The organism is Dyadobacter sp. (assembly GCF_039919315.1).
GTDB lineage: Bacteria > Bacteroidota > Bacteroidia > Cytophagales > Spirosomataceae > Dyadobacter.
Window position 1 is genome coordinate 1 of record NZ_JBDSFX010000057.1, and the last position, 18,090, is coordinate 18,090.

Consider the following 18,090-nt stretch of genomic DNA (forward strand, 5'->3'; position numbering starts at 1 on the left):
GAAAGTGCGGGAGGGGAGTAAAGTGGGGGATTTGTGGGGGCTAGACTACCTTCGGGCTCCTGATGGGCAGATGTTGATACAGTCCAATGGATATCCACTCACAAGCCTGGTTACTACCCAATATGGCAACGCATTACCTGATTGGACTGCGGGGCTCACCAACACATTTAACTACAAAGGGCTGGGCTTATCATTCTTGCTAGAATGGCGGCAGGGCGGCGATGTGGTGGATCTGGGAGAGAGAAATGCATTCCGCGCCGGGTCCATCAAAATCACTGAAAAACGTTACGAACAGGTGATTTTCAAAGGGGTAACTGAGAAGGAATCTGCGGATGGCCAGGTCACCTATGCTCCCAACACCAAGGCTGTGGTGCTGGATGATGCTTTTTACAATCCGTCTACTGCAAGATATCTCGGTAATGCTGCCAATTTCAACATTCAGGATGGTTCCTGGTTCCGGCTTCGGACGGTCAGCTTGAATTATGCTTTGCCGCAGAGCCTGATCGGGCGATCCGTTTTTGCCGGAGGTGTCAGGTTTAGTTTTACAGGCACGAACCTGTTCCTGAACACGCCATTCAGGGGTTATGACCCGGAGGCGCTCACTTTCGGGTCGGGTACCAACCTGATCGGGTTCGTGGGGAGGAACAATCCTGCTACTAAAAGTTTCCAATTGGGTGTAACAGCTAACTTTTAAGATCTTATGAAAAATATAAAACAAATATGCACATGGCTGATGGTCAGCGTGGTGATCATGCTGTCGGGCTGTGATAACTTCCTGGATGTGAATGTGGATTCGACGCTCAAAGGCGATGCTACCATGCAGGAGTTGCTCCCTACCGCCGAATTTTACACCGGCGAAGCCAGTTACCAGCAAGCTTATGTTGCCTGTCAATATGCGCAGCAGCTGGGCAATGCGATCGGATCCAACGGTACCGATACGTATGCTGAAACGGATAACACCATTGGTTGGTCGAACTTCTACCTGTACGTATTTCCGCAGCTCAATGTCATTATGCAGAAAGGGCAGGCTGAAAATGCGTCGGCTTATGTGGGCATAGCGAAAACATTAATGGCTTATAACCTGGGTATTGCGACAGTGAACTGGGAAAATGTGCCGTACTCTCAGGCTGATCAGAAAAACTTTACGCCGGCCTACGACAGCCAGGAGCAGATATATGCGACCATTCAAAAGCTGTTGGACGAAGCGATCACGGAACTGACCAAAAATACGGGCTCAAAGCCAGCAGCCGACGACCTGATTTACAATGGTGACACAGCTAAATGGATCAAGCTTGCGTATTCATTGAAAGCGCGCTATGCGATGCATTTGTCCAATAAAAATCCAAAACAGGCTGCGCAGGACGCGATTACTGCTTTGCAAAACGGGATGAAAAGCAATGCCGACGATTTTCAGCTGCCATATAATTCCAAAAATCTGAGCCCGTGGTATAGCCGGGTTGCGATACCCAATACGACGAGCAATTTGTCAGTCACATTTACCAACACATTTGTCGATCTGATGAATGGTACCGTTCAGGGGATTCAGGACCCGCGTATCTCAAAGGTTATATCATTGAAAAACAACCAGACGATCTATTCGGGTGTGATACCCGGTTCGGGAAGCGGCTCTACGGTGGATCTGACCGCGAAAGCGTGGCATTCGAACATTCAGTCGCCGCTCGTGATGATGACTTATTCGGAGACCAAAGCAATAGAAGCGGAGGCAAGATTTTTGCTGGCCGCCGCTTCCAATGCAGAGGCCTATGCTGCTTACCTTGAACTGATCCGCTCCAATATGAAAAAAGTAGGTGTAGCAGATGCTGATATCGAAACTTACCTGAAAGCCGCAATAGTGAATGTAGGTGTTTCGAAATTGACATTGCAACACATTATTACTGAAAAATTCAAGTCGATGCTACTGATCGGGGATATATGGACGGACATTAGAAAGTATGATTATCTCGATTTCCCGATGCCGACCAATGTCAATCCGGACTTAGGCGGTAAGCGGATCCAGCGCATGAGATACCCGGATTCAGAGATCACCCGGAATTCCAAAACCGTGCAGGCGAATCAGAAAGATCCTGAAACGCCCATGTGGTTGCTGAGTAAGTAGCAATTGAAATTCAATCCATTGACTTAAATTTTAACAAAAATGAAGAAATACATCAAGGCAGTTTTCGCCATTCTTTCAGCCACATTTTTATTGACGGGCTGTTATAAAGAACCCGATTTGTTCGAGGACCTATTGGTCAGTAATGGCAAAGTGCCGCAGATCTCGGTACTATGGCTGGGCGATAAAAAGGTTTTTTCCGCTGCGGGTGTTTTGCAGCCAGGCATCACAGTCGATTCGACGACCACGGTCATGGTGAATGTTGAATTCACCTCTGAGATTCCGTTGAAAGAGTTTAAGCTATATTCAGCGGCTACCACAACAGGTACGCAGACGCTTATCAGCACGACTCCTGCCGGTACTCAAAAATATGATCAGGAGCTGAGAAACTATGTGGTGAAGATTCCGGTTACGGCGCCAAAGTCGAAAAACACGACGTTGGTGATCTTCGCCGAAGCGATCGGTGACAACAGTCTGGCGTCCACGCAGAAAAATGTGACATTGAAAACCAAACCCTGAGAAACATTTCGGCTCCTTCGGGAGCCGAAATGTTTTCAACAATCGAGGCACATATTCGGTAGTTTACAAACGCGTCATTTATCTTTGGAATGAAAAGCGCTGAAACCATACATGTACCCGATTTTGAATTTTTGCAACAAAAATTTCTTCGTAAAATCCCTGCTTATTGCTTTCGTACAGCTATTTGCATTAACGCATACTTTTGCGCAACAGGCAGGAACAGTTACTTTGACAGGAAAGGTAACGGATGAAAAAACGGGTAAACCGCTGCCATTTGCCAATGTTTTTGTCAATAATTCAACCATTGGGACTAATGCAGACGAGAACGGAAATTATAAACTCGCCAATCTCGCAATAGGTAACCTGGAAATGGCCGTGTCATTTTTGGGCTACGAGACGGTAAAGCAAACATTGCGTTTTGAGCAACCCGGCGTAAAGACCGTCTTGTTCAAATTAAAAGAGGGAATGGAGTTGCAAGGGGTGACTGTTTATGCAAGAAAGAACAAGAGGCGGGAAAAAAACCTGAAAATCATTACGAGGGAATTGCTGGGCAACAGCAAGTTCAGCAAGCAATGCAAGATCATGAACCCGCAAGTGTTACGCATTTCGGAAGACGACGACGGCCATTTGGGTGCTCAAACTACTAAGCCGCTGATCATTGAAAACTACGCCCTGGGTTACCGCATCCACCAGGATCTGGACGATTTCGATTATTTCAGTGGCAAGGTGTATTATGGAGGCAGTACCCGGTTTGAGCTGCTTGTCCCGAAGGACAATGTGCAAAAAAAGCAGTGGCGTGAGAATCAAAAAGTCGCTTACCAGGGTTCGCTGAAACATTTGATCGCCAGTATGGTTTCCGACAGCCTGCAAGAACAGGGATTCAAGGTTTATCAGGTCATTCCCGATTCCATGCGGATGTTCAAATCCGTTCGCAGTACCAATGGACTAAATATGCTTAGCAACCATGTTCACAACCGCATTGAGGCTGTACGGGGAATGCGGCTGGTGCGGCCCGGCGAGCTGGAAACGGAGCGTTTGGTGGTGTCGATGACGCAGCTGGAAGTATTTAACATGAACAAAAGAGGTCGCTCGCCGTACTCGGATATGGGTTACGCGTATACACAAATCACATTGCCGCAGGGCTACATGGTGGTGACGCCCCAAGGCTGGGTGGTGATGCCGATGGGTTTCGAAATCGCCGGTGACCTGGGTAATGACCGTTTTTCATCGCTGTTACCTGCCGATTGGAAGCGGGATGAATAGCATTAGGGCTGAATGGTATTATTTTTTAAGACGATAAATGGCAGGTGTACATTCCAGCTGGGTTTTACTTGCTCCTGGTTAAGAAAACCTCTTGAATAATTCCCCAAAATGATATCGTCGTCGCCGTCCCCGTCAAAATCGTTGACATCCATGCAAATCCACCGGCCATCCTGATGCACAGGAATAGCATGGGCTTTGAAGGTCTTATCGGTATTATTTTGTTCAAAATAGGTGAAAGACTCGTCCGGCTTGTTTTTCAAATCCGGAAAAAAGGCGATAGTGGCAATGTCCGTATCTCCGTCTTTGTCAAAATCAGAAACCATTGCCTTGGTACAACCATTGATCGGATAAAAAAAGGTTTGCTTAAACTCAAAATGATCCGATTGTGTGAAAATGTATAGTCCGTGATAAGGCTTCAAGACCCGCGAATAATCACTGTTATCGCCAGCTGTGTAAACAATGTCCTCCTTGCCGTCATGGTTCATATCGGCCAGCTGAAAGCTGCTGGATCCATAAATGGGAGGGAATCTTAGTAGGTTTCTGGCCACAAAACCACCTTTCCGGTCATTGGTAAATGTCCAGATTCCTTCATCACCATGCGCAAAGAGCGTGATGATGTCGGGCCAGCCATCACTATTGAAATCGCGTATATAGGATATAGTTGCCCCAGGTACCTCCCGGATGGGCACTTTCTGAAACGTGTGATCAGGCAGTTGTTTCAATAGGTACAATCCACCAAGGTTATGACCAAAAGCACAGACGGCGTAATCCATAAGACCATCTTTGTTATAATCGACAGGTGTGCTTTGAATGGGCCGTATCATTTCTGAGGATATTAGCTTCGGCTTCCGCTGCGTTTTTTTATCAACGGCCAGAATCTGACCAAGTGTCCCATCCAGAGCACGCATGCCGCCCATGCAGGTAACCATGTCGGGATCAGTAGCTTTTGGCGGGAAGGATATATCAATAGCTGCGGACTGTAATGGAGTCATTCCTTTTGCATTGAACTGCTGGTCGAAGCGGTACAGCCCTGGTTTTTCTGAATTGCTGGTAACGATACTTTTCGTCGCCGTATCGATGGCAACCAGCATGGTGCTACTGGTCAGGTCGGGTTGTTCAACGGGTTTTAAGAGGCTGAAAACAGCCCAGTCGTGCGCAAGTTTCGGATCTGGTTTGCCGGGAGGTAATGTATCGGGAGCCAGTGTTTCGTAATATTTCAGGATTTTGGACCAATCGGAATGCGAGATGACAGATTGCTTGCCGTGGAGGTAAAAATTGTCCTGCAAAACCTCAATTCCCAGTCGTTCAGCCATGGCAGGAAGCACGCTTGTCAGCCAGGTCGATTTGTCCAGCAAAGCCGGATCAGGCACTATATGGCAATTGCCGCAATATTTGGTAACCAGGATTTTTCCCTCCTCGACAGCAAGCTTGTCACGGTTGGTGGAACACGCTGTGAACGAAAGCGATAGGACGAAAAAATGCAGGTAATAAGTTGGAGCCAGAACGCGTCTGAGAAAATTCATAGAGAAAGGTGAAATTCGGTAATTCCTTTACATAATAATATCCTACAAAAAATCTACTTCGCAAAATGGTGTTTGGTATGTATATACATAATCCAAATTTGATTCTGGTTTGACACTATTTTATCCATTTATGATACTATTCAGTCAAAAAATAAAATTAATAATTCAAATCAGACAATTATTTGTGCAAATAATAATAGATTTGATAGCTTAATAAATATTAACCTAACAGGAAATTATGAAAAGAATCTACAAGAACTCCGCCCGGAGTATCTTTTTCTGCTTCATGCTAAGTTTGACAGCACTGGCATCATTTGCACAAGAACGTAAGGTAACAGGAAAGATTACGGACATTGCGGGTACGGGAATCCCGGGCGCCACCGTAGTTTTGAAAGGGACCCAAACCGGTACTAACACAGATGGTGACGGAGCGTTTTCTATCAACGTAGGCAATGCAACTACCCTTGTGATCAGCTTTGTGGGTTACAAGACCAAGGAAGTAATTGTGGGCAACCAGAGTGTGGTCAACATTCAAATGGAAGATGACGTTTCTGCACTTGAAGAGGTCATTGTAACAGGTTACACCATTGACAGTCGCAGGGAAACGACTGGCGCGGTTTCAACAGTAAAATCGAAAGATCTGACTGCAACACCGTCAGGAAACGTTGAACAGCAATTACAGGGACGTGTAGCGGGTGTGACGGTTATCACAAACGGACAGCCAGGAACTACCAGCCAGATCCGCGTAAGGGGTTTTGGTGCATTTGGTGGTAATGAACCATTGTATGTTGTTGACGGAGTACCAACGGGATCAACGGATTTCCTTAATCCCGACGACATTGAAACTACTACGGTTCTTAAAGATGCTGCCGCTGCTTCTATCTATGGAGCAAGAGCTGCCAACGGTGTAATTGTTTACACTACTAAAAAGGGAACCAAAAAGGCGAAAAAACTAAGCGTTACCTATGACGGACTTTTCGGGGTTACAACTCCGGGTAAAGGCCAAACCATGTTGACGCCTCAGGAACAAGCAGACTGGACCTGGCAGGCAATCCGGAACAATGCATTTCAGGGAGATTCACTTCCTAAATTTACGAACATCGCCAGCGGACAATATGGCTCCGGCGACAAGCCTGTTTTGCCAGACTATATCAACGTGGGTGGAAAAACAGGTGTAATGGGTGAAGTGGACCTGGCAGCAGAAAAATTGAAATACAATGTTGACCCATCACGCGGATCTATTTATCAGGTAGTGAGGGCTAACAAGCAGGGAACTGACTGGTATGATGCGATCACAAGAAATGCACCGTTGCAAAGACACTCGCTTGGCTTCTCAGGCGGTAGCGACAACAGCCGTTTCTACGCAGGTTTCAGTGTGCAGGATCAAAAAGGTATCTTGTTGAACAATGGTTTCAAACGTTACGCTTTCCGTGTCAATACAGAATTTGATGTATTGAAAAACTTTAGAATAGGTCAAAATGCTCAGTTTACTTATCTGCAGGTGCTTGGCCAGGGTGGTGGAGCAGGCGGACAGGGTGTTGCGGCGGATGAAAATGATATCTTGTCAGCATTCCGTATGCCATCGATCATTCCTATTTATGATGAATTTGGAGGATACGCAGGAACGGCAGCGAAGGGTTTCAATAACCCACGTAACCCGGTTGCCAGCAGAGACGGACTTAAAGACAATGCAGGCTTCGCTGGAAATGGTTTTGGTAACTTCTACGCAGAACTGGACATTATTCAGGGCTTGACTTTGCGTTCCAGCGTTGGTGCTCAGTATGCTAACTTTGCCAACAGAGGTTTCAGCAGATTGCAATATGAAAACTCTGAAAATAACTCTGCATTCGGCTACAACGAAGGCTCAGGGCACCGTTTCAGCTGGACATTGACCAACACTTTGAACTTCAAGAAGCAATTTGGTCTGCACAGCCTGGACGTGATCATCGGTCAAGAGGCGCTTAACACAGGTTTTGGTAAAAACCAGTCATCTTCTGGTCTGAACCCGTTCTCGACTGACATCAATTACATCAACATGACGAATGTTGGTTCACGCGTTGTAAATAGCAATTTTTACAAAGGCGTAACTTTCTATTCATTGTTTGCCCGTGCGAACTACACATTCAACGATCGCTATATCCTGACAGGGGTTGTGCGTCGAGATGGATCTTCCCGTTTTGGAGCTAATAACCGTTATGGTGTATTCCCTGCATTCTCTGCAGCATGGAGAATTTCTTCGGAGAACTTCATGAAATCCATTCCTTTCATTACAGAACTTAAACTTAGAGGAGGTTACGGTTTGATGGGTAACTCAAACAACGTGGATCCAAACAACCAATACAGCTTGTTCGGAGCAAGTCTAGGAGACTCATCCTATGACCTAAACGGAACAAATACAAGTGCATTGGAAGGCTACTACCGTACCCGTATTGGTAACAAAAGCGCGAAATGGGAAACCAGTATCACGAAAAACATCGGTATTGACGGTACATTCCTGAAAGGTAAACTGGATATCATTATTGACTTATGGCAAAAAGATACCAAGGACCTTTTATTCCAGGTTCCTGTAACGGCAACTGCCGGATATAATGCTGCTGCTCCGTCGGTTAACGTAGGTAAAATGTCCAACAAAGGAATTGACCTGCAAATCATCAATCGTGGCCGTATCACCAACGATCTGGGTTATGAAGTGAATGTAACAGCCGGTGTTATCAAGAATAAAATTGAGTCACTTGCTCCTGGTATCAACTACCTGACAGTAAACCCTGACTTCCGTGGCATTAAGCCAATCAGAAACCAGATCGGATACTCGATTTCTTCATTCTATGGTTACAAAGTAGCTGGTCTTTACAAGGACAAAGCAGAAGTGGACGCTGCACCTGATCAGGATGGCGCAGGCCCTGGCCGTTTCCGTTACGAGGATATCAACAAGGATGGTGTTATTAACGCAGATGACAGAACGTATCTGGGTAGCCCGGTTCCGAAATTTACAGGTGGTGTTAACCTCAAATTCACTTACAAAGGATTTGATCTTGAAACTTACATGTATACCTCAGTTGGAAACAAGATCTTCAACCTGTCGAAATGGTTTACAGATTTCTATCCATCATTTACAGGAGCTGCTGTTAGTGACCGTGTGAAAGATTCGTGGTTACCTACCAACACGAACACTTCAACTCCGATTTTCGAAAGCACTTCTAATTTCAGTACCAATACGCAATCAAACTCTTTCTATGTGGAGGATGGAACATTCTTCCGTATGCAAAATATCACGTTTGGCTACACATTGCCTGGTAACATATTGAGCAGACTGCACATGTCGAAATTGCGCGTTTTTGCTTCGACTAACAACTTGTTTACTGTAACCAAGTACAAAGGTCTTGATCCAGGTGTAGGTGGAAATGCCGATACCAACTTCGGAATTGACGTAGGTAACTATCCGATCACAAGAAGTTACACGTTGGGTATCAACCTGGGTTTCTAAAATTGAGGAAACAGAGCGATTATTTCACAACATCGGTTTAGACAGATTTTGATAAAAAAATGAATCAAATGAAAAAGATATTATCAAAAGGAGGATTAGCGCTTTTAATGGCGATTATGCTGATCGGATACTCCTGTAAAGAGAACTTTTTGGAAATTCCCGCTACGGGCCAGCTTGATGAAGGACAGCTTTCAACCAAAAAGGGGATTGAAGGTGTGCTTGTATCAGTTTACGGCCAGCTTAACGGGCGTGCCAATCGTATGGCCAGTGCCAGTAACTGGGTATGGGGAAGTGTTCGCGGTGGTGATGCCAACAAAGGAACGGATCCGGGTGATTTCAGTGATATCAACCCTATTCAACGTTTCGAGTATCAGACCACGCAAGGCGTTATCCTTGACAAATGGAAAGGCTTATACGAAGGTGTGGCCCGTGCCAACCTGGTAATGAAGCTGATCGGAGTAGCACAGGCTGACGTTAGTGAAGACGATAAGAAGAGAATTTCTGGAGAGGCTCGTTTTTTAAGAGCCCACTACTACTTCGAACTGAAAAGAGGATTTAACAATACACCCTACGTGGACGAAACGAAGGACTACGGTACGGGAATCGAGTCTGTTCCTAATACAGTGGAATTGTGGCCTTTGATTGAAGCCGATTTAAAATATGCTTACGACAACCTTCCTGAAACACAGGGTGCTGCCGGTAGGACAAACAAATGGGCTGCTGCTTCCTATCTTGCCAAAGTTTACATGTATCAGAAGAAATTTACCGAAGCAAAGGCACTTTTTGACCTGATCATTGCGAATGGTAAAACAACTAATGGAAAGAAATACGGACTCGTTCCTAAATTCCAGGATGCGTTTAAAGCAGCAAATGACAACAATGCAGAGTCTGTTTTCGCGATTCAGGCCGCGGCTAATACCGGTAGTGTAAACAATGCGAACCCAGAGTTTGACCTTAACTGGCCATACAACACCGGTCCAAATGGTCCTGGTAACTGCTGCGGTTTCTTTGCACCAAGCTTTGAGCTAGGTAACTCTTTCCGTACAGATGCAACCGGACTTCCTTTGCTGGATGGTTCGTACAATTCAGCAGGCAAAGAATTGAAAACGGATATGGGCCTGAAATCTTCCGATCCATTTACACCGGATGCAGGTCCTGTCGATCCTCGTTTGGATCACTCCATTGGTCGTCGTGGTCTTCCTTTCCTTGACTGGATCGATCACCCAGGAAATGACTGGATTCGTAACCAATCCAATGCTGGTCCGTATTCTCCTAAGAAATACGCTTATTACAAAGCTGACATCGGATCATTACAGGACAACAGTTCCTGGACGCCAGGTTATACAGCGATCAATGTGAATATCATCCGTTTTGCTGACGTTCTTTTGATGGCTGCTGAGGCTGAGATCGAAGTAGGATCATTGGAAAAGGCAAGAGAGTATGTGAACATTGTCCGGACACGTGCTTCAAACCCTGAAAGCTTTGTTAAAAAAGGGAGCGCTAATGCGGCAAATTATGTGATCAGCACTTACAAAACAGCTTTTGCAAGCAAGGAAGCTGCCCGCACTGCTGTTCGCTTTGAAAGAAAACTAGAACTTTCAGGAGAAGGGCATAGATTCTTTGATCTTGTGCGCTGGGGTGTTGCGGAGTCTACCGTGAATGCATACCTGAACTACGAAGGCAAAAAACTGAGCGGCGCATTGGGAGGAGCCAAATTTACTCCTAACAAAAACGAGTTCCTTCCGGTACCACAAGAGCAAATTGACTTGCTAGGGAAAGAAGTACTGGTGCAAAACCCAGGCTATTGATAAATATCTTTAAAAGTAAAAGGGGAGGTGGCATTAGTTTGCCATCTCCTTTTATTAATTTCGGAGTATCCCAATTCTACCATTTTATTGCACCTACCTAATGTCCTTGAAGTACTTCTATCCGGCACTTTTGATTTTGTTGTTGCTGGCTTCCTGTAAAAAGAAGTTAAAAACTTTTACGCAGCTTGACAGCGATGAGACAGGCATTCATTTTTCCAATCGAATTGCTGAAAATGATACAATGAATATTCTGTCATTTGAATATGTCTATAATGGAGGCGGGGTAGCGCTAGGGGACTTTAATAATGATAGTTTGCCCGATGTTTATTTTACAGGGAATTCCGTGGATAATAAGCTGTATCTCAACAAGGGGGATTTTAAATTTGAAGACGTTACGAAGAAAGCGGGTGTGGAAGCCAAAAACAAATGGTCAACCGGGGTCGCATTGATTGACATTAATAATGATGACCTCCTGGATATTTATGTTTGTTCGTCCGTGCGCAAAGTAGCCAGCGAGCGCGAGAACCTGCTTTATGTGAATCAGGGATTAGACAAAAACAAGGTTCCGGTTTTTAAAGAAATGGGTAAGGAGTACGGAATCGCAGATACAACTCATACTACCAATGCAGCTTTCCTGGATTATGACAATGACGGCGACCTGGATTTGTTTCTGGTAGTGAATGAAATGGACGACAATAATTTTCCAAATAAGTATCATAAAAAGATCGTGGACGGCTCGTCCAGAAGAACGGACAGGCTTTACCGAAACGATTGGAATGCGAAATTGAATCACCCGGTTTTTAGCAATGTGTCCAAGGAAGCGGGAATTCTCATCGAAGGATATGGCTTGGGAGTGAATGTGACAGATATTAATCAGGATGGCTGGAAGGACATATATGTGACCAATGATTACCTGACGAATGACCTGCTGTACATTAACAATGGCAATGGTACATTTACTGACAAAGCGTCAACGTATTTCAAGCATACTTCGCATTCAGCGATGGGCAATGATGTTGCCGATATCAATAATGATGGCCTCGTAGATGTGCTGGCGGTGGATATGATGCCTGCCACCAACCGGCGCAAGAAAATGATGACCCCGGCAAACAGCTATGTTACGTATCAGAACAATGAGCTGTTTGGATACCAGTACCAGGTTGCGCGTAACACATTGCAGCTCAATCTTGGGAGCTCTACAAAGAATGGCAAGGATCCGGTTTTTAGTGAAATAGGTCTGCTGAGCGGCGTCGCAGAGACAGACTGGAGCTGGACACCCATGGTCACTGATTTTGATAATGACGGGTTGAGGGATATCATTATTACCAACGGTTTTCCCCGTGACATCACTGACCTTGATTTTGTAGCGTATCGCAACGAAGTTTCCAGCGTCATGGAGCCTATGATGATGCTGGACTACATTCCGGCAGTGAAACTGTCCAATTTTGCGTTCAGAAATAAAGGTAATCTTGGTTTTGAAGACGTTACGAAGGAGTGGGGAATAGATTTGCCAAGCTTCTCGAATGGTGCGGCCTATGCGGACCTGGACAATGACGGTGATCTCGACTATGTTGTGAACAATATCAATGATTCGGCATTTGTCAGTCGCAACAACAGCATTCAGCTGGCACCAAATGAGAGTAACTATTTGAGGGTTGCGTTTAAAGGTGAACGTTATAATAAAGCAGGCATCGGCGCCATTGCCGAAATTATCTATTCGGAAGGCCAGAAACAGATTGCTGAAAACTCACCTTATCGCGGCTATTTGTCAACGGTGGAGCCTGTCGTCCATTTTGGGTTGGGCAAAATTAGAAAAGTGGATCAGCTAAAAATTACCTGGCCAGGAGGAAAAACCCAGATTTTGAAGAACGTTCAGGGAAATAAGGTTTTGACTGTTTTTGAAAAAGACGCCATAACGGCACCGGTTCAGCCAGGTGGTAATGTTACAGATGGGCAGCTTTTTAGTGATATTACTTCCTTACTCCATGTTCCTTATCGTCATGAAGAGACGGATGTGATCGATTTCAATCTTCAAAAACTGATACCGCATAAAATGTCCCAGTTCGGGCCTGCGCTGGCGGCCGGGGACGTGAATGGTGACGGGCTAGACGATGTTTTCGTGGGTGGGGCCTATACGCACAAAGGCCGGTTCCTGCTACAACAGCCCAATGGGCAATTCAAGGTATCGGACTTGCTTCCGGGAGCAGAGGGGTTGCTAAAAGAGACGGAGGATATGGGCGTGCTGCTTTTCGATGCTGATAACGACAAAGACCTTGACCTGTACATCGTGAGTGGAAGCTACGAGATCAAGGCAGGATCCAATGGTTTGAAAAACATACTTTACTTGAATGACGGTGCCGGAAAGTTTAAGGAAGATCCGGCAGCTTTACCGCAATTCCTCGTCAATGGTTCCTGCGTAAAAGCCGTAGATTATGATAAGGACGGCGACCTGGATCTTTTTATAGGTGGCAGGGTAGAGTCGGGCGTATATCCCAAACCGGTTTCAAGCTACGTATTACGAAATGATACCAAAGATAACGTCGCACGTTTCTCAGATGCTACAAAAGCAGTTGCACCAGAACTAGCGAATATCGGTTTGGTTTGCGATGCATTATGGACTGATTACGATAATGATGGCTGGGTAGATCTTCTCGTAGCAGGTGAATGGATGCCACTTACTTTCTTTAAAAACACCAAAGGGAAGTTTGCAAAGGCTAGTTCAGGGTTGGAAAATCAGAAAGGCTGGTGGGGTAGCTTGCTTTCCGGAGACTTTGATAATGATGGTGATATAGATTACGTGGCCGGCAACCTGGGTGCGAATTCACTCAGTAGGGCCTCCGAAAGCAGGCCAGTGAGCATGTACGCGAAGGATTTCAACAATGATGGCTACTTTGACGCCATTCCAACGGTTTTCTATAAAGCCATGGACGATACCTATAAAGAATTTCCATACAATAGCCGGGACGATATGGGTAAGCAGATTATCCAGGTACGTCAACGTTTCCAGGAATACGGCAAGTTTGCAGAGTCAGCGCTCCCCGACATTTTGAAACCAGAAGAATTGAAGGACGCATTGCATGTTTCAGCCACCTGGATGCGTAGCAGTTACATTGAAAACCAGGGGAATGGTAAGTTTGCATTACACGAACTACCGGTGCAGGCACAGTTCGCCCCGATATTTGGCATGATAGCTGACGATTTTGATCAGGATGGTAATCTGGATATCATGCTTTCTGGCAATGATTATGGATCAGAAGTATCGGTAGGAAGATATGACTCATTTTACGGACTTGTTTTGAAAGGTAATGGAAAGGGCAGTTTTCAACCTCTGACACTGGCCCAGAGTGGTTATGCTATAAAAGGCAATGCAAAAGGGCTGGTTAAACTGGCGGGTTCTGGAAATAAATGGCTGACCGTCACTTCGCAAAACCGTGATTCTCTCCGGTTTCACCAAAGTAGAAGTGAAGCACGTCGGATTGCACTTTTGCCGAATGAAACGGCAGTTACCCTGCAATTCAAAAATGGCAAAAGCAGAAAGGAAGAAATCGGCTATGGCACATCATTCTTGTCCCAGTCTGCACATACCCTCTTTTTGCCGGGATATGTTCAGGCAGCTATTATAACTGACTCAAAAGGAGGAAAAAGGGAAATTAAATAGCAAACCTGGCTCATTTTTTAAAAAGCAAATAATAACAGCGGTCCGGATAGTCAGCAACTATCCGGGCTTTTTTTTGTATTTACTTAACTAGTCTTAAAATATAAATATTCCGATACTAAGATAATATGTCAAACTTACAATTATAATTATTTTCAGTTAAGATGTAACTATCTTTTTATATATAAATTTATGTTTTTAGACCTCATTCCAACGTGAAATTGAAGCATTTTAAAGCAAAAAAGTCACATTTTGTAACCGATTATTTACTATAAATGTCTGAAAATGTGATATTTGTAATATTGACACTTTAAAAAATTACATTAAAATGAGATTAAAAAGTTAACTAGTTCAGGTCGCGTTTATTGAAAAAATGCAATTAAAATTCATAATTTAAATCAAAAAAATGCAATTTGCCATTCACTGGAATATATTCGGTGTTTATTAGATTATTTGATGATGAAAAATTATAGTTTTGAGATGTATAACTAATGTTAACCTAACTAGATACGATGAAACAAAATTACCTTCTCCTGGGAAGCAGGCTTATGTTTAGTATGTTACTGTTTCTCTTGTGTCAAAATGCATTTTCCCAGGATATGACCATATCCGGGAAAATATCGGATGAGTCAACAGGTTCAAGCTTGCCCGGTGCCTCGGTTACTTTGAAGGGTTCGACTACGATCGGTGTCACGACCGATGCCGATGGAAAGTACACCATTAAAGTGCCGTCCAGTGCGCAAACTATTGTGATTTCATTCATCGGGTACTCTGCAAAAGAGGTCGCCATAGGCAACAGGACTATTATTGACGTAACACTGGCCAGCGATGTAAGTGCATTGGAAGAGGTGATTGTTACGGGTTATGGCTCTCAGTCTAAAAGGGACATTACCGGTTCGGTAACCACGGTAAATGCGAAAGACCTTCAATCGGTTCCTGCCACCACATTTGCACAGCAGCTGCAAGGCCGTGCATCCGGTTTGAACATTGTAAACGATGCAACGCCAGGTGGAAATGCAACGGTACGTATACGGGGATTCGGTACTATCGGTAACAACGACCCGTTATTCATTATCGACGGTGTGCCTACCGAAAACCAGGGTAACCTTAACCCAAATGACATTGAAACGATCCAGATCCTGAAAGATGCATCATCTGCATCTATTTATGGTTCAAGGGCGGCCAACGGGGTTGTTATCATTACAACTAAAAGAGGGAAAATAGGCAAGCCGATTATTTCTTTCAATGCTTATTATGGTACACAAAAAACATACAAAGATGCTGAGGCGCTAAACGCTCAGGAGTTGGGCAAGTACCTGTATCTGGCAGACAAGTATGCGGGTAAAACGCCTTCTCATGGTCAGTACACATTCGGCCCTAACGGCGAAGTAACAATACCTGACTATGTGTTCCCTAGCAAAGGAAAAAATGGTTCGCCTGATGTAGACCCGGCCAAATACTCATTGGTACCGGGTAACATTTACGCCATCACCAAAGCAGCCGATACCAACTGGTGGAAAGAACTTACAACTACCGCACCCATTCAGAATTATCAGCTTTCTGCTTCCGGTGGTACAGAAAACAGCCGTTATGCGCTATCAATTGGTTATTTCAGCCAGGATGGTGTCGTGAAATTCATTGGTTATGACCGTTACACGATCCGCGCTAACACTGAGTTTTCAGCACTTGGTAAAAGATTAAGAGTTGGTGAAAACCTCGCGGTGTCATTTGACAACAGAAAAGGAGGATTCGGTAATAACCAGGAACAAAATGCCGTGTCGGGTAGCTACAAGCACCATCCATTGCTGCCTATTTATGACATTGCAGGAAACTTTGCTGGTTCACGCGGAGCCAACTTAGGTAACAATTCCAACCCATACGCAACCCTATACCGCGAAAAAGATAACACAACCTATCGTCTGCGCGCATTTGGTAACGTTTACGGAGAATTTGACATCATTCCTAACCTGACCCTTAAAACCAGTTTGGGTATCGACGGAGTTAGCCAAAGAGGACGTTATATCGGTCGTGCCAACCCTGAATATGTGGAAGGTAGCTTCAACAACGGATCTACATCGACAGATTATTATTCTTACCAATGGGTTTGGTCAAACACATTAAGCTATTCCAGAAACTTCGGTACCAACCACAAAGTAGATGCTTACATTGGTATAGAATCTATCCGGGAATTTGCTGAGGAATTTGGCGCTTCCCGTTCAGGCTATGCCTTTGAAATTCCTTCAATTATCAATTACCTGAACCTTGGAGACGCAACCAAAGCAACCAACTATGGTGGGGTGAACAGGGATTACAGCCTTTACTCACAATTTGGAAAGGTCAACTACGCATATGCTGACAAGTATCTGTTCCAATTTATTTTGAGAAACGATGCTTCTTCACGTTTCCAGCAGGCTTCGAGAAGCGCGCTATTTCCTGCCTTCAGTGCGGGATGGAGGCTTTCGGAAGAAGGTTTCATGAAAGGAATCGGTTTTATCAACGACATGAAACTTCGCTACGGATGGGGTAAAACAGGTAACCAGAAAATCGGGGATTACAACGCATTTACAACTTATCGCGCTGATATCTTCCATGCAGGTTACCCTATCGACGGATCAGGCAGTCAGCCGACTATTGGTTATGATGCTTCATCATTTGGTAATCCAAAAGCTAAATGGGAAACAACAACTTCCAATAACCTTGGGTTGGATGCGACATTCCTGAATGATGCCTTAACACTCGAACTTGATTTCTGGAACAGAAAGACAGCTGACATGTTGTTCTCTACGCCTATTACCTTCACTGCCGGAGATGCCAATGCGCCATCATTCAACGTAGGTGCAATGACTAATAAAGGAATTGACCTCGGTATCGGATATCGTAATACATTGATGAAAGGTGATTTCCGCTACGGATTGTCTGTCAATTATTCGATGTACCGTAACACGGTTGATAAATTGGATGAAAGTGATGCAACCAAATATTTCGGCTCGGGATCACGCGTTCCAGCAGTAACACTTACGCAGGCGGGTCTGCCAATCTCATCTTACTTCGGGTACAAAGTTTTGGGCCTGTTCCAGTCTGACGAAGAAGCCAAAGCATGGGCTCCATACGGATCCTATAACAAGGCAGGTAAATTCAAAATCGCCGATATCAACAATGATGGGAAAATCACGGATGATGACCGTACTGTAATCGGTAATCCGCACCCTGATTTTGTATATGGTGTTAACTTGAACCTGGGCTACAAAGCGTTTGACCTGACGATATTCGGTAATGGTGTGGTTGGTAACGAAATCTTCAACTATCTGCGTTACTTCACGGATTTCAACACGTTCCAGGGTAACAGAGCGAAACGTGCGCTTTACGATGCATGGCAGCCGGATCACAAAGAAGGTACTGTGCCCATTATGGATGCGGATGACCAGATCAGTAGCCGTCCTTCCAGCTATTTTGTGGAAAAAGGTACTTATTTCCGTCTGAAAAATGTGCAGCTGACATTTACGCTTCCAAAAACACTTGCTTCAAAAATCGGTTTTAGTAACGCGCAAGTTTATGTACAAGGTCAAAACATGCTGACCATCAGTAAATATTCAGGTCTGAACCCTGAAATCCAGACGGGTGCGGATAATACCCTTGGCTTTGACGGAGGTTATATGCCAGTGTCCAGGACGTTCCTGTTGGGTCTAAATGTTTCTTTCTGATAACCGGTACTGTAATTGACCCTA

General features: G+C 44.7%; 8 protein-coding genes and 1 pseudogene. 8 read left to right on the forward strand and 1 reads right to left on the reverse strand.

Annotated features, from left to right (window positions below):
- The 4 genes and pseudogenes from ABIO93_RS16040 to ABIO93_RS16055 form a co-directional block, all read left to right on the forward strand.
- A pseudogene (locus ABIO93_RS16040) lies at positions 1-694 on the forward strand (SusC/RagA family TonB-linked outer membrane protein); the annotation flags it as partial.
- Between the two features lie 6 nt (positions 695-700).
- Positions 701-2,116, forward strand: a complete 1,416-nt coding sequence (locus tag ABIO93_RS16045; protein WP_348069406.1) for a SusD/RagB family nutrient-binding outer membrane lipoprotein — start codon at positions 701-703, stop codon at positions 2,114-2,116.
- A 39-nt stretch (positions 2,117-2,155) separates the two neighbouring features.
- The gene (locus ABIO93_RS16050; protein ID WP_348069408.1) at positions 2,156-2,632 is read left to right on the forward strand and encodes a hypothetical protein; all 477 of its coding nucleotides are present in this window, start codon (positions 2,156-2,158) and stop codon (positions 2,630-2,632) included.
- Positions 2,633-2,755: 123 nt separating this feature from the next.
- Positions 2,756-3,895 (forward strand): carboxypeptidase-like regulatory domain-containing protein, encoded by a 1,140-nt coding sequence (locus ABIO93_RS16055; protein WP_348069410.1) that lies wholly within the window; start codon positions 2,756-2,758, stop codon positions 3,893-3,895.
- Positions 3,896-3,897: 2 nt separating this feature from the next.
- Here ABIO93_RS16055 and ABIO93_RS16060 read toward each other — a convergent pair whose 3' ends face one another.
- Positions 3,898-5,418, reverse strand: coding sequence for a VCBS repeat-containing protein (locus ABIO93_RS16060; protein ID WP_348069412.1), 1,521 nt, complete (start codon positions 5,416-5,418; stop codon positions 3,898-3,900).
- 238 nt (positions 5,419-5,656) lie between these two features.
- On the opposite strand from ABIO93_RS16060, the gene ABIO93_RS16065 reads away from it, so the two are divergent.
- The 4 genes from ABIO93_RS16065 to ABIO93_RS16080 all read left to right on the forward strand — a co-directional run bounded on the left by ABIO93_RS16065 (position 5,657) and on the right by ABIO93_RS16080 (position 18,066).
- The gene (locus ABIO93_RS16065) at positions 5,657-8,902 is read left to right on the forward strand and encodes a TonB-dependent receptor (RefSeq protein ID WP_348069414.1); all 3,246 of its coding nucleotides are present in this window, start codon (positions 5,657-5,659) and stop codon (positions 8,900-8,902) included.
- A gap of 68 nt (positions 8,903-8,970) precedes the next feature.
- Positions 8,971-10,710 carry a RagB/SusD family nutrient uptake outer membrane protein gene (locus tag ABIO93_RS16070; protein WP_348069416.1) on the forward strand — a complete coding sequence of 580 codons (1,740 nt, stop codon included), beginning with the start codon at positions 8,971-8,973 and terminating at the stop codon, positions 10,708-10,710.
- A gap of 100 nt (positions 10,711-10,810) precedes the next feature.
- Positions 10,811-14,368 (forward strand): VCBS repeat-containing protein, encoded by a 3,558-nt coding sequence (locus tag ABIO93_RS16075; protein ID WP_348069418.1) that lies wholly within the window; start codon positions 10,811-10,813, stop codon positions 14,366-14,368.
- A 509-nt stretch (positions 14,369-14,877) separates the two neighbouring features.
- A complete protein-coding gene (locus ABIO93_RS16080) occupies positions 14,878-18,066 on the forward strand; it encodes a TonB-dependent receptor (RefSeq protein WP_348069420.1) in 3,189 nt (1,062 codons plus the stop codon).
- The last annotated feature ends 24 nt before the right edge of the window (positions 18,067-18,090 follow it).